This window comes from Bradyrhizobium sp. dw_411, from assembly GCF_018449695.1.
Classification (GTDB): domain Bacteria; phylum Pseudomonadota; class Alphaproteobacteria; order Rhizobiales; family Xanthobacteraceae; genus Bradyrhizobium.
The window spans coordinates 300,956-313,652 of record NZ_JAAVUY010000001.1; the positions used below are offsets into that span (position 1 = coordinate 300,956).

At 61.6% G+C, this 12,697-nt stretch carries 13 protein-coding genes and 1 pseudogene; 4 read left to right on the plus strand and 10 right to left on the minus strand.

What is annotated here, in order from left to right; genetic code table 11:
- Positions 1–33 precede the first annotated feature (33 nt).
- From HB676_RS01395 to HB676_RS01415, 5 genes and pseudogenes are all read right to left on the minus strand, one after another.
- A complete protein-coding gene (locus HB676_RS01395) occupies positions 34–1,248 on the minus strand; it encodes an aminotransferase class I/II-fold pyridoxal phosphate-dependent enzyme (protein ID WP_213735854.1) in 1,215 nt (404 codons plus the stop codon).
- A 251-nt stretch (positions 1,249–1,499) separates the two neighbouring features.
- The gene (locus HB676_RS01400; RefSeq protein ID WP_213735855.1) at positions 1,500–2,945 is read right to left on the minus strand and encodes an ammonium transporter; all 1,446 of its coding nucleotides are present in this window, start codon (positions 2,943–2,945) and stop codon (positions 1,500–1,502) included.
- 38 nt (positions 2,946–2,983) lie between these two features.
- Positions 2,984–3,322: a P-II family nitrogen regulator gene (locus tag HB676_RS01405; RefSeq protein ID WP_213735856.1), complete on the minus strand. Its 339-nt coding sequence runs from the start codon at positions 3,320–3,322 to the stop codon at positions 2,984–2,986.
- Positions 3,323–3,627: 305 nt separating this feature from the next.
- A pseudogene (locus HB676_RS01410) lies at positions 3,628–3,975 on the minus strand (ammonia channel protein); the annotation flags it as partial.
- Between the two features lie 124 nt (positions 3,976–4,099).
- Positions 4,100–4,438 carry a P-II family nitrogen regulator gene (locus HB676_RS01415; RefSeq protein WP_213735857.1) on the minus strand — a complete coding sequence of 113 codons (339 nt, stop codon included), beginning with the start codon at positions 4,436–4,438 and terminating at the stop codon, positions 4,100–4,102.
- Between the two features lie 305 nt (positions 4,439–4,743).
- On the opposite strand from HB676_RS01415, the gene HB676_RS01420 reads away from it, so the two are divergent.
- Positions 4,744–5,619, plus strand: coding sequence for a DUF4339 domain-containing protein (locus tag HB676_RS01420; RefSeq protein ID WP_213735858.1), 876 nt, complete (start codon positions 4,744–4,746; stop codon positions 5,617–5,619).
- A gap of 33 nt (positions 5,620–5,652) precedes the next feature.
- On the opposite strand, the gene tesB is transcribed toward HB676_RS01420, so the two are convergent.
- A complete protein-coding gene (gene tesB / locus HB676_RS01425; protein ID WP_213735859.1) occupies positions 5,653–6,519 on the minus strand; it encodes an acyl-CoA thioesterase II in 867 nt (288 codons plus the stop codon).
- Positions 6,520–6,756: 237 nt separating this feature from the next.
- On the opposite strand from tesB, the gene HB676_RS01430 reads away from it, so the two are divergent.
- Positions 6,757–7,977, plus strand: a complete 1,221-nt coding sequence (locus tag HB676_RS01430; RefSeq protein ID WP_213735860.1) for a ubiquinone biosynthesis hydroxylase — start codon at positions 6,757–6,759, stop codon at positions 7,975–7,977.
- Positions 7,978–8,014: 37 nt separating this feature from the next.
- Here HB676_RS01430 and HB676_RS01435 read toward each other — a convergent pair whose 3' ends face one another.
- Both HB676_RS01435 and HB676_RS01440 read right to left on the minus strand, forming a co-directional pair.
- Positions 8,015–8,944 carry an alpha/beta fold hydrolase gene (locus HB676_RS01435; RefSeq protein ID WP_213735861.1) on the minus strand — a complete coding sequence of 310 codons (930 nt, stop codon included), beginning with the start codon at positions 8,942–8,944 and terminating at the stop codon, positions 8,015–8,017.
- Between the two features lie 3 nt (positions 8,945–8,947).
- Positions 8,948–9,145: a Trm112 family protein gene (locus HB676_RS01440; RefSeq protein WP_213735862.1), complete on the minus strand. Its 198-nt coding sequence runs from the start codon at positions 9,143–9,145 to the stop codon at positions 8,948–8,950.
- Between the two features lie 280 nt (positions 9,146–9,425).
- On the opposite strand from HB676_RS01440, the gene HB676_RS01445 reads away from it, so the two are divergent.
- Both HB676_RS01445 and HB676_RS01450 read left to right on the plus strand, forming a co-directional pair.
- Positions 9,426–9,671 (plus strand): PilZ domain-containing protein, encoded by a 246-nt coding sequence (locus HB676_RS01445; RefSeq protein ID WP_213735863.1) that lies wholly within the window; start codon positions 9,426–9,428, stop codon positions 9,669–9,671.
- Positions 9,672–9,781: 110 nt separating this feature from the next.
- The gene (locus tag HB676_RS01450) at positions 9,782–10,621 is read left to right on the plus strand and encodes a tetratricopeptide repeat protein (protein WP_213735864.1); all 840 of its coding nucleotides are present in this window, start codon (positions 9,782–9,784) and stop codon (positions 10,619–10,621) included.
- A 56-nt stretch (positions 10,622–10,677) separates the two neighbouring features.
- On the opposite strand, the gene HB676_RS01455 is transcribed toward HB676_RS01450, so the two are convergent.
- The gene (locus HB676_RS01455; RefSeq protein ID WP_213735865.1) at positions 10,678–11,937 is read right to left on the minus strand and encodes an AAA family ATPase; all 1,260 of its coding nucleotides are present in this window, start codon (positions 11,935–11,937) and stop codon (positions 10,678–10,680) included.
- Complete coding sequence (locus HB676_RS01460; protein ID WP_213735866.1) at positions 11,934–12,677, minus strand: CpaD family pilus assembly protein; 744 nt, start codon at positions 12,675–12,677, stop codon at positions 11,934–11,936. The genes HB676_RS01455 and HB676_RS01460 overlap by 4 nt, the downstream gene beginning before the upstream one ends.
- Positions 12,678–12,697 lie beyond the last annotated feature (20 nt).

Genomic DNA, 12,697 nt, shown 5'->3' on the forward strand with positions numbered 1-12,697 from the left:
GGAAAACCGGTTTTCACTTTTCCCGATCATGCTTCAGTCCAGAATCTTGACCAGCCGGTGCAATGCCTCGGCCGTTGTTTCACTGTCCTGCACCAGCGCCAGACGAATATAGCCGGCGCCGGGATTGCTGCCGTCAGGTTGCTGCCGGGCCAGATAGCTTCCGGGCACCACGCGCACGCCGCCGTCCCTGTAGAGTTTTACGGTTGCCGCTTCGTCGCCACCCTTGGCTGACACATCGAGCCATACGCAGAAGCCGCCGGCCGGGCGACGATAACCATAGCGATTGCCGAGGATCTGATCGGCGAGATCGAATTTAAGACGGTAGAGCCGTCGATTTTCCTCGACATGCGCCTCGTCGCTATAGGCGGCGACAGCGACGTGCTGCAGCGGCACCGGCACCTGTGGCGCCGCGACGTTGCGCAGCTCGTGATACAGGCTGAGAAAATTCTTGTCGCCGGCGGCAAAGCCGACGCGCAGGCCCGGAAGGTTTGAGCGCTTCGACAGCGACTGAAACGCGACCGCATTGGTGAAATCAGGACCGGCGCATTCCAGCATGCTGCCGGGCGGGCGCTGCGTGTAGATTTCCGAATAGCATTCGTCGCTCAGGATCATGAAGCCGTAGCGATCGGCGAGCGCTTTCAGGCGGCTGAAATATTCCCTTGAAGCCACTGCGCCCTGCGGATTCGCCGGCGAGGCGATGTAGATCGCGACGGTTCTGGCCAGCGTCGCCTCGTCGAGCGCGTCGAGATCGGGCAGGAAACCGTTGGCCAGCGTAGTCGGCAGATAGATCGGTTCGCATCCCGCGGCGCGGGCGCCGGCGCCGTACGCCGGATAGAATGGGTTGGGCAGCAGGATCGCCGGGCGGCCCTTGCGCTCGCCGACATAGCGGGCGGCGGTAATCGCGGCGAAGAACAGCCCCTCGCGGCTGCCATTGAGCACCAGAAGCTCGGTTTCAGGATCGATTTTCCGCGGCAAGCCAAACCGCAGGGAAAGCCAGTTTGCGGCCGCCTGCCGGAACGGCTCGATACCCCTGGCGATGGGGTAGCGGCCGAAATCGGCGGTATGCCGGGCCAGCACCGGGCCGACGAACTCCGGCACGGGGTGCTGCGGCTCGCCTAATGAGAGCGTTATCAATGGCTTGGCGGGTTGATATGGGGCCAGCAATTCGGTGAGCCGCGCAAATGGCGAGCGCTCGCTTTCCGGACTTCCGGCGCCCTGCGGCGCGCGGGATGAAGCGGTCATGGCCATACGTGTTGTGCCAGCACTCTTGAACCGCCGGTCGCACCCTGAGACCAGCCGGAAATGGATCAAACCACCATAGATACGGCGAGGTTAAGACACGATTAACCATCGGCCTGCGGTGTTATCCAGACCCACAATTCTCAAAAAGAAAGGGGCCCCAGCTTGCGCTGGAGCCCCTCAACGGTCAGGGCATTGCCGGGTATGTGCCCAAACCGTAGTTCTGGGAACGGCCTCTGGAGGCCGTGCCCCGGGAGAACTCACATATTGTAGGCGCGCTCGGTGTGCTCGGTGATGTCGAGACCCTCACGTTCGGTTTCGACATTGGCGCGCAGCCCGACGATGACATCGACGACCTTGTAGAGGATCGCCGAGCCGATGCCGGACCACACCAGCGTGGTGCCGACGCCCCAGCACTGCGAGATCATCTGTGCTGCGAAATCGTAGTCGCCGATCTTGCCGGTGGTGTAGTCCATCACGCCGGTGCCACCGAGCGACGGATTGACCAGGATGCCGGTGGCGAGCGCGCCGACGATTCCGCCGACGCAGTGGACGCCGAATACATCGAGCGAGTCGTCATAGCCGAGCGCGTTCTTCACCACGGTGCAGAAGAACAGGCAGACCACGCCGACAACCAGACCGAGCACGATCGCGCCCATCGGACCGGAGTAGCCGGCCGCGGGTGTGACCGCCACGAGGCCGGCGACCGCGCCGGAGATCGCGCCGAGCACCGAGGGGTGACCCTTGATCATCCACTCGGCAAACATCCACGACAACGCCGCCGCCGCGGTGGCGACAAAGGAGTTGGTCATGGCGAGTGCCGCGCCGCCGCTGGCTTCGAGGTTGGATCCGGCGTTGAAGCCGAACCAGCCGACCCAGAGCAGCGAAGCGCCGATCATGGACATGGTCAGCGAGTGCGGCGCCATCAGGTCCTTACCGTAGCCGACGCGCTTGCCGATCAGGAGCGCACCAACGAGACCGGCGATACCGGCGTTGATGTGCACCACGGTGCCGCCGGCGAAGTCGATCGCGCCTTTCTTGAAGACCCAACCGGCATCGGCGTTGACTTCAGCCAGCTTGGCTTCGGCCGCGGCCTTCGCCGCTGCGTCCGATCCAGCCGCCGCGATCGCCTTGACCGCATCCGAGATCGCGTCCGGTCCGGCCCAGTACCAGACCATGTGCGCGATCGGGAAATAGATCAGCGTCACCCAGAGCGGGATGAACAGGGCCACCGCCGAGAACTTCATGCGTTCGGCAAAGGCGCCGACGATGAGGGCCGGGGTAATGGCCGCGAAGGTCATCTGGAAGCAGACATACACCAGCTCCGAGATATTGGCGTCGACGCTGAACGTCGCGGCCTTGGAGTCCGGCGTCACGCCCATCAGGAAGGCCTTCGAGAAGCCGCCGATGAAGTCGGAGCCGCCGGTGAAGGCGATGCTGTAGCCGTAGAGCGCCCAGAGAATGGTGACGATACAGACGCAATAGAACACCTGCATCAATACCGAGAGCATGTTCTTGGAGCGCACGAGGCCGCCATAGAACAGCGCAAGGCCGGGGATCGTCATCAACAGCACCAGCACCGTCGATGTCAGCATCCAGGCATTGTCGCCCTTGTTAACGGTGGGCTCTGCAAAGGCAGCGGTCGCGGTGAACAGACCGACTGCGAGGGCCGCCAATCCCGCGCTATAGGGACGCTTGAACGTCATTTGGTTTTACTCCTGATTGGATAAGGGTGAGCGCGAAATCAGAGGGCCGCGGCATCGGCCTCGCCGGTGCGGATGCGAACCGCATGGTCGAGGTTGATGACGAAGATCTTACCGTCGCCGATTTGTCCGGTTTTTGCTGCGGACGTGATTGCTTCAATGGTTTTGTCGACCTGATCGGACGCGACCGCGACCTCAATCTTGATCTTGGGCAGGAAGCTCACCGCATATTCAGCGCCGCGATAGATTTCCGTATGACCCTTCTGCCGGCCATATCCCTTGACTTCCGTCACCGTTAGACCGTGAACGCCGATGGCGGTCAGGGCGTCACGGACTTCTTCGAGCTTGAATGGCTTGATGATCGCCATAACAATTTTCATGGGTCGTATCCCCGCTTGGGCCCGATCCCGACTTGATCGAGCGTTCTCGACTGAGGTTCACCACGGAGAAGTTCACTACGCGGGCACAGCCAGACCCAGTAGAATCAAATGCCGTGCCAGATCGTCAGCATTCTCTAACGGACTATGAACGCGGTCATTTTCGGGCTTTACGGGACCTAGTGTAATCTGTGCTATTCGGTCGCGCTCAAACCTTAGTCAGCGCTGCTTAAAAGAAGAGCATGACAGACTGCCGACATAATAATGCCCACGACGGCGGCAGCTTAAAGGTATCTGGATAGAGGATATTACTGTAAAGCCTCGCCATGCTGCGAAATGTCGAGGCCTTCCATCTCATGCTCGCGCGAAACCCGTAAGGGCACAAAGGCGCTGACCAGCTTGAGCAGGATGAAGGTGACGCCGCCGGACCACACCAAAGTGACCGCAACGCCGTAGAGCTGGATCAGCAATTGATGCGGATTGCCCTCGATCAGGCCAGAGGTTCCGCCGATCGAGGCCGTCGCAAATACCCCGGCCAGCAGGATCCCGGTCAACCCGTCGACGATGCCATGGACGCCGAACGAATCGTCATAGGCGAAACGGCGCTTCAACCAGGTGCAGGCCCAGTAGCACACCAGACCCGCGATCACGCCGAGCCCCGCGACCGCGAGACAATCGGGCCCCCATGGTATTTCCCCAGCCATATTATGATTTTATGAACCGCATTCCCGGCGTCGTTGCCGGGCGCGGTGGAAGTGCTTCAGTCGGAAGCGCGCGTGTTTATAGCGCGTCGCTATCGGTTTCGCCGGTGCGAATCCGCAATGCGTGATCGATCGGCGTCACGAAGATCTTGCCGTCACCGATCTGTCCGGTGCGGGCGCTGGCGCTGATGACCTCGACCGCTTTGTCGGCGAGACTTGATGCGACCGCGATCTCGATTCGTAATTTCGGCAGGAAATTCACCACATATTCGGCGCCGCGATAAATTTCAGTATGGCCCTTTTGACGGCCGTAACCTTTGACCTCGGTCACGGTCATGCCACTGACGCCGATCGCGGTGAGCGCCTGGCGGACTTCGTCAAGCTTGAAGGGTTTGATAATGGCGACAACGAGCTTCATGTTCAGGCCTTCGTTTCCAGATCCGAGATCAGTCACGCCCTAGATTTGCGTCCTGCGCAAGTCTGTCATCTTTCCGCGCCTATGGCACAAAAAGTTGCTGGCCCGACGCGAAAAATGCGTGCAGCGGCGAGCTTCCGCCCGCCAGCCTCCTGTACAGGGGAGGGGATGATCCGCCAAGATGCGATCTCGCTGCCGGCTTTTGCGCTGGCATATCCGCTCATAACGCGCCCTAATTTCTTGTTTTGACATATTTTTATTTGCGCGGAGCCGTGCCGCTCTGCCTGAAAAAGCTATGAGGAAATGCAATGTCCGATCGATCCTGGTTCTTCGCATCCCAAGGCCAGCAGCAAGGTCCCTACCCCGAAGCGCAGCTCCGCGATTTGATTGCGAGAGGCATCGTCACCGCGACCACGCTGGTCTGGAGCGAGGGCATGGCGGATTGGCAGAAGGCCGGGGATATCCCCGGCCTGTTCTCGGGCTATTCGGGCCCGCCAGCCGTGCCGGGTTCGCAGCGATCGCCGGCAGGCGGCGGCGACGTGGACGGCGGGTCGCTGTCGATCGATTTCGGAATTTTGGAGTTCGTTTGGCGCTCGCTGGTGCTCTTCATCGGCGCGGTGTTCGTCATCCCGCTGCCATGGGTCCTTGTCATGTATTGCAAGTGGATCGTCTCCTGCCTGCATGTTCCGGGGCGACCCAGTCTCACTTTCGAGGGTCAACCGCTGACCGTCCTGTGGTGGTGGCTGGGAGCGGTTGTTCTTTTCATCTGCCTGGACCTGACCGGAATCCGGTATAACAACGCGCTCGGGCTCGTGATCCAGTTAGGGCTCTACTGGCTCGCGCTCAAATGGTTCATCGCGAACATCGCATCGAACGGGCAGCCGATCGGGCTCAGCTTTTCAGGGTCCTTCTGGGGCTATCTGGGTTGGCACGTCCTGGCGGCCCTGTCCGTCTTCACCATCATCGGCTGGGCCTGGGTCTATACGGCACTATCTCGGTGGATTTGCCGCCATATCGAAGGCACCCGGCGCGAGGTTATCTTCAACGCCTCCGGGCTCGAATATCTCTGGCGCTGTGTGGTGACCGCGCTCGCCTGCGCCTTCATCATCCCGATTCCATGGGTGATGCGCTGGATGATGCGTTGGTACGTATCGCAGATCGAGTTGGCCGAGCGAGCCGCTTGAGCCAGCCTCGGCCGCAACTACCTTGCGATCGCGTTACGATTGCTTGTGCTCGCGCAGCGAGCCTTCCTGCGCAACCGACGCCACCAGCGTGCCGTCCTGCTTGAAGATCAGGCCGCGGGTCAGGCCGCGCGCGCCCTGTGCGCTCGGTGAGTCCTGGGCGTAAAGCAGCCATTCGTCGGCCCGAAATGGCCGGTGAAACCACATCGCGTGATCGAGGCTCGCCGGCATCATGCGCTTGTCGAACAAAGTGCGGCCGTAGCGCGCCATCGCCGCATCGAGCAGCGAGAAGTCCGACGCATAGGCGAGCGCGCACATATGCAGCGCCGGATCGTCCGGCAGTTTCGCCGCGGTGCGGATCCAGACATGGATGCGGCCGTCCTCGATCTGCTGGCCGAAATAGCGGCCGAGCTCGACCGGCCGCAGTTCGATCGGACGATCGGATTCATAATAACGACGGACAAATTCCGGCATGTCGCGGAACATCGGCTGCTTCGCCATTTCCTCCGCGGTGAGCTTTTCCGGCGGCGGTACGTCGGGCATCTTGTCCTGATGGTCGAAGGAGCCGCGCTCCTCGACATGAAACGACACCATGATCGAGAAGATCGCGTTGCCATGCTGGATCGCGGTGACCCGGCGGGTCGAATAGCTCTTGCCGTCGCGCAACCGTTCGACCTCGTAGATGATCGGAATCTGCGGATCGCCCGGTAGGATGAAATAACAGTGTAGCGAATGCGGCAGCCGGCCCTCGACGGTGCGGCATGCCGCGACCATGGCCTGCCCGATCACCTGCCCGCCGAATACCCGCTGCCAGCTCGTCTTCGGGCTGTTGCCGCGAAACATGTTCACCTCGATCGGCTCCAGATCGAGAATGGAAATCAGGTCGATCAGTCCCTTGGACATGCAAGTGCTTTCAGTTTGAACTTCGGTTTCGGTTCGAACTTTTGCGTCATTCCGGGGCGTGAGCGAAGCGAACTAACCCGGAATTTCAGGATTCCCCGATGTGCGATCAGCATATCTGGGGTGTATGCGAAGACGTATGCTCCGCAATGACGATCTGAGGGTCAAAGGCCCTTGTTTCGCTTATCTGTTTCGCCCAGCTATACTCAGGTAGCAAGAGTGTGAGTAAACGGGTCCATTATGTCGGCACAGCGAAGTATTGTCATCGGCGGGGGCGCCTTTGCCGGATTGGCGCTGGCGCTGGCGTTGCGTCAGGGCCTTGGCGCCGACCTGCCCATTATCGTGGCCGATCCGGCGTTGGCGACGCGCCCAAGCCGCGATCCGCGGGCGACGGCCATCGTTGCGGCCTGCCGCCGGCTGTTCGAGGCCATCGGAGTATGGGATCAGGTTGCCGCCGACGCGCAGCCGATTCTGGACATGGTTGTCACCGACTCAAAGCTCGAGGACGCGACACGGCCGGTGTTCCTGACCTTCGCGGGCCATGTCGAACCCGGTGAACCGTTCGCGCATATGATCGAAAACCGGCATCTGATCGATGCGCTGGTGCAGCGTGCGCAGGCCGAAGGAATCGATCTCAGGGCCACGGCGGTGACGGATTATGCCTCGCGCAGCGACGGCGTCGATGTGACGCTGGCCGATGGCCATGTGATCGAGGCGAGCCTCTTGGTAGCGGCCGACGGCGCGCGCTCGAAACTGCGTGAACGGGCCGGGATCGCGACCCATGGCTGGGACTATGACCAGTCCGGCATTGTGGTGACGGTCGGCCACGAGCGCGAGCATCACGGCCGCGCCGAAGAACATTTCCTGCCTTCCGGGCCGTTTGCGATCCTGCCGCTCAGCGGAAACCGCTCGTCGCTGGTGTGGACCGAGAAACGCGCCGAAGCGGCGCGTATCGTTGGCTTGAGCGCGGACGAATTTCACGGCGAACTCGAGCAGCGCTTTGGGCTGCATCTCGGCGAGATCAAGACGCTCGACCAGCCGCGCGCGTTTCCGCTCGGCTATTTCGTGGCGCGCTCCTTTATCGGCGAGCGGCTGGCGCTGATCGGCGACGCCGCGCATGTGATTCATCCGATCGCCGGGCAGGGGCTCAATATGGGCCTCAAGGATGTCGCAGCGCTTGCGGAGGTGATTGTCGATGCGGCGCGGCTCGGCATCGATCTCGGCCAGGCCGACGTGCTCGACCGCTATCAGCGCTGGCGGCGGTTCGACACCGTGGCGATGGGGCTTGCGACCAACTCGCTCAATTTTCTGTTCTCGAACCAATCGACGCTGTTACGTACCGTGCGCGATATCGGATTGGGGCTGGTCGACCGGGCGCCGCCGCTGAAAAGCCTGTTCATCCGCCAGGCCGCGGGCCTGTCGGGCGAAGTGCCGCGGCTGCTGAAGGGCGAAGCGCTGTAGGCTTCCTGCGAAAGCGGGAGGACGAAAGATCGGCGCTTCATTTCGCCAGAACGAAGTTCGCAACCGAATCGACCAATCCGGTATCGAGCGGCCGCTCCGGCTGGTTGTAAGCGGCCATATTGTCCTCTTCGTCGGTCACATCGACCAGAACATGGTTCATGTCCGGCAGCCACGCCGTCTTGGCCAGGGGTGAGGCGGCGGAGAGGGCGATGAAATCGAGCCGCGCCACCTGCAGGTCACGGCCGCCTCCGACAATCAAGGTCGGCCGGTCGATCTGCTTCAAGGGATCGATCGGGTCTTCGATAAATGCCGAGGCAATGCCGGGCTGCATCGATGGCGCGATCAGCAGCCCCTGCGGCGGCGGATCGACGATCTGCCCGGCCATCATGGCGTCGATCGCCTTCACGATCGGCTGCAGCTTGTCGGGACCGAGTTTCTTTTCAAGCTGAGCCTTGACGAGGTCGCCCTGCCGCCGCGCCGCGGTCACCAGCAGAACAAGACGGTCGATCGGCACACGCCGCGCGGTCAGGATCGCGACCAAACCGCCCTCGCTATGGCCGGCGACAATCACCTGCGAGAATTTTCCGCTGCTGCGCAGATAATTCACGAGTGCCACGGAATCTTCGACAAAGTCCTTGAAGCGGAAATCTTCCGGCCGGCCATATTCCGGCTTCCATCCGCCGGCGCCGCGCTTGTCATAGCGCAGCGTCGCAATCTTGCGCGCCACCAGTTGCTCGGAGAGCTTCTTGAGCGTCGCCGGTTTGACTTGCGGTCCGTTGCCGTCATGGTCGGTCGACCCGGAGCCCGCGATCAAAAGGACGACCGGCGGCCGTTCGACATCCGCCGGCGTCGTCAGCACGGCGTCGATAGCGCCGATGCGAATCTTGGCTTCCTCGGCGCGGGCGGCCGAGATCGCACCGAGACAGCCGAGCACGGCGAGCGCAGTGATGATGATCCTGGCGCGCATGCGTTACTCGATCTTCCGCGCCTCTTCCGGTAGCATGATCGGGATGCCGTCGCGGATCGGATAAGCGAGCTTGGCCGAGCGCGAGATCAATTCCTGCCGGTTTGAATCAAATTCGAGCGGTCCCTTGGTGAGGGGGCAGACCAGAATTTCCAGCAATTTGGGATCGACGGTGCCTTCAAGGCGCTCGGGCTGGGATGTCATGGGTTGGTCTCCGGCTCGGGATATCGGCCCCCTGTAGCATATTCGCAGGAGTCGTGTAGCGGCCCGGCGCGACGGCAAGGCGGCCATGCGCGGTCGCGGGATTCCAGGACGGCTTCATGCCCGCGCCGCTCTCCATGAGGGCCATTCTAGGCCAATCCGCGGAATTCGGTAAAAGGAATGGGAAAAGAATAGATATATTGCGAGCGATCCCGCTAGGCAGATTCCAACAATTCCCCTGTACACCATCGGGAGTTGGAATAGGGAACGGCGAAGGATCAACATGTTAATGAATCGGCGTCAAAGCGAGCGTCGCCTGTGCAGAAGGTTTGCGAAGATCCAGTTCGGGACCGGTTTGTTACCGCGTGATTGCACCATCACGGACATATCGGAGGGTGGGGTAAAGGTGATTGCAGAAGATCTCGACGTCCCCCCCGAGTTCACCATCATCTTGTCGACAAGCCGTCCACGCCAGTGTCGGCTGGCATGGCGGATCGGCCATGAGTTCGGCGCTCAATTCATCGATTGAGGCGGAAGCGCAGGCGCCGGAAATCCGGCGCTTGCGGGCCGGCTTAACCCGAAATTAGGATTAACCTGTGAGCATTTTTCCTGGTCGCCCACCGACCACAGGTCAAATAAATGCTCCGGCAGCCATCCCAGCCATATCGCCAGCCACATCGTTTCGCGAAGCTCCTGACGTCGACAACCCTGTCGGCGATTCTGGCGCTGGGGCTTTGTAGCTGCCAGACCGATAGCCTGTCGGACATCACGGGTGCGCTCGGCGATAAAGCCGAAAAAAGCAGCGCCGCCGAGCCCCAGCACGGGGTAGACTTCTATCGCGATCGATTTCGCGCCCATCCCGAAGATGCCGACGCGGCGTTACAATATGGCAAGGCGCTGCGGGCTTCGGGGCAGAAATCCCAGGCGGTCGCCGTGCTCGAACAGGCCACGATCGCTCACCCCGGCGACAAGGCCCTGCTTGCGGGTTACGGGCGAGCGCTGGCGGACAATGGCAACTTCCAGCAAGCCTTCGACGTCCTCGGCCGCGCCCATAGCCCGGACAATCCGGATTGGCGGATATTGTCGGCACAAGGCGCTGTGCTCGATCAGCTTGGCCGCGGCGAGGAAGCCCGGCAGTATTATGCGAGCGCGCTGAAGATCTCGCCCGAAGAACCTTCGGTGCTTTCCAATCTTGCACTTTCCTACGTGCTTTCGAAAGATCTGAAAAAGGCGGAGGAGACCTTACGCCGTGCGTATGGCCACGCGAATACTGAACCGCGCGTGCGCCAGAATCTCGCATTGGTGGTTGGCCTGCAGGGCCGTGTTGCCGAGGCCGAAACGATTATGAAGGCCGACCGGTCGGCCGCGGAAGCGGCGGCCGATATCGCAGACCTGCGGCGCGTGTTGTCGCTTAAATCGGCGAATGCGCGGATGGAGGTGGGCAAACCCCCGCCGACGACGGCCGCGCGGTCCAATTAAAGGCACCGCGCTCCATCAGCCGCGATGACTGCGCGGCGGATTATGCCGTGGCCGGACTACGCCCTGCCGCCCGCTCGCAGCTTGTTGATGATCGGTGACAGGAACGAGGCTCGCGGCTTTTTGACATCGCCGTGGCCTGTCAACTGTTGCGCGATCTGGACGAACATCTTGCTGGCGCGATGACGGGCGGAGATTTCCGCGATCATCTGGCCGTTATTGGCGGCGGTGCCGAACATTCGCGGGTCGAATGGAATCGACGCGATCGGTTTGTTCTCGATGGCCTTGGCGAATTCGCTCGGAGTGATTTCCGGGCGCTTGGGCATGCCGACCTGACTGAGGCAATATAACGGAGGCCGGTCGTTGGGCCGCGCGGCCTTGAGAACGTTCAACATGTTCTTGGCGTTTCGCATGTTGGCGAGATCAGGCTCGGCGACGATCAGAATATCATCCGCGCCGATCAACGCGCGCCTCGTCCATCCCGACCATTGATGGGGAATGTCGAGCACGATGCAGGGGGTCGTCAAACGCAAGGTATCGAAAATGGCGTCGAAGGCCTGATCGCCGAAATCATAGACCCGCTCGAGCGTCGCCGGCGCGGCCAGCAGGCTGAGGTGATCGGTGCACTTCGCCAGCAAACGCTCGATGAAGGCGCTGTCGGGCTTGTCTGCCGAAAACACCGCGTTCGCGATTCCTTGCAGCGGGTCCTTGTTATAGTCGAGCGAGGCGGTTCCGAAGGCGAGGTCGAGATCGATGACGATCGAATCCAGCGCGAGATCGCGCGAAATCGCCCAGGCAACATTATGCGCGACGGTAGATGCGCCGACGCCGCCCTTGGCGCCGACGATGGCGATGACACGGCCGACGGGGGCAGCTTCCGTCACCGAAAACAGGCCGCAGATCGAACGGACCACGTCCAGCGTATCGACCGGGCCCACCACGTAGTCGCTGACGCCGCGGCGGACCAGTTCGCGATAGGGCGCGTCATCGGTTTCAGTGCCGATCACGACGACACGCGTTCCGGGATCGCACACGGTTGCGAGCTGGTCGAGGCCAGTCAGGATATCGGTACTGCTCTCGGTCTCGATAATGATCACGTTCGGCGTAGGAACCGTACGATAGGCTTCGATAGCGGCGGGCATTCCGCCTTTCTTGATCGTCAGATGGGCCTTGCCGAGGCGCCGGTCCACGGCCGCCGCTTCGACGGCAGCAGTGGTTTCTGCCGTCACGCAGAAGGCTTGCACCGACACGCGTGGCGCCGGAGCGATGTAATCGTTTCGGGATGACGGTGGGATGTCCTGCAACTCTTTAGCCGTCATTTGCCTGCATCACTCAGTTTGGCTTTGTCGCTTTCCGGATAGACGGTCGCGGTCGTGTCGCCCTTGCGATATTTATCGAAGCCTTCCGTTCGCCGAATTGTATAGGCGGGGGTTTCGGCCCGCGGCTGCACAAGATCGGACGGATTGTCGATCATCGCCGCCATATTGTGCTGATAGGCACAGCCGAAATTGTAATAATCCTTGTTTTCGAAGTAGCTTGGATTCTTGATCGAGGGACCAAGATTTTCAGGCCACAGCCCGCACGGCCCGGCCACCGCCGCGATCTTGGGATAACTCAGCCTGATCGTCGGCAGCATCCGCGGGTCGTCCGGATGATAGTGGCGCACGGAAATTCCGCGCGGAGGAACGCCGCTGGCCGCGAGCAGAGCCTGAATTTCCCGGAACGAACCCGCCGCAGCCCGCGCATTCGGTGTATTGACCGGCACGTCGGCCATAATCGCGCCGGTTCCTTCGCTGACCCATATCCGGCCGAGCCCGACGACATCGGCGCGTTGCGACGCGGTTAGATCCCCGCGCGCGTGGCCGACGAAGATCACGACGGATCGATCTGTTTCCTGGATCGCAATCGGATGACGCTGGCGGTAATCGTCGGGGATGCGCGCCCTCACGGCGACCTCGTCATTGATATCCGTGCACGCACCCAGCGAGCCTGAAATGCCAATCAGCGCGCCCAGCAGGCACAGGGTTCTGACGCGATTGAGCGATAGTATGTTTGTCATCGTTCCGTCCTCGTCTCGCC

Coding starts and splice junctions, on each gene's coding strand:
- tesB (WP_213735859.1), bottom strand. CDS start 6,519: ATGTCCAAGGGACTGATCGACCTGATTTCCATTCTCGATCTGGAGCCG.
- HB676_RS01450 (WP_213735864.1), top strand. CDS start 9,782: ATGCTCCGGCAGCCATCCCAGCCATATCGCCAGCCACATCGTTTCGCG.
- HB676_RS01440 (WP_213735862.1), bottom strand. CDS start 9,145: ATGACATCCCAGCCCGAGCGCCTTGAAGGCACCGTCGATCCCAAATTG.
- HB676_RS01400 (WP_213735855.1), bottom strand. CDS start 2,945: ATGACGTTCAAGCGTCCCTATAGCGCGGGATTGGCGGCCCTCGCAGTC.
- HB676_RS01430 (WP_213735860.1), top strand. CDS start 6,757: ATGTCGGCACAGCGAAGTATTGTCATCGGCGGGGGCGCCTTTGCCGGA.
- HB676_RS01455 (WP_213735865.1), bottom strand. CDS start 11,937: ATGACGGCTAAAGAGTTGCAGGACATCCCACCGTCATCCCGAAACGAT.
- HB676_RS01415 (WP_213735857.1), bottom strand. CDS start 4,438: ATGAAGCTCGTTGTCGCCATTATCAAACCCTTCAAGCTTGACGAAGTC.
- HB676_RS01420 (WP_213735858.1), top strand. CDS start 4,744: ATGTCCGATCGATCCTGGTTCTTCGCATCCCAAGGCCAGCAGCAAGGT.
- HB676_RS01395 (WP_213735854.1), bottom strand. CDS start 1,248: ATGGCCATGACCGCTTCATCCCGCGCGCCGCAGGGCGCCGGAAGTCCG.
- HB676_RS01405 (WP_213735856.1), bottom strand. CDS start 3,322: ATGAAAATTGTTATGGCGATCATCAAGCCATTCAAGCTCGAAGAAGTC.
- HB676_RS01435 (WP_213735861.1), bottom strand. CDS start 8,944: ATGCGCGCCAGGATCATCATCACTGCGCTCGCCGTGCTCGGCTGTCTC.
- HB676_RS01460 (WP_213735866.1), bottom strand. CDS start 12,677: ATGACAAACATACTATCGCTCAATCGCGTCAGAACCCTGTGCCTGCTG.
- HB676_RS01445 (WP_213735863.1), top strand. CDS start 9,426: ATGTTAATGAATCGGCGTCAAAGCGAGCGTCGCCTGTGCAGAAGGTTT.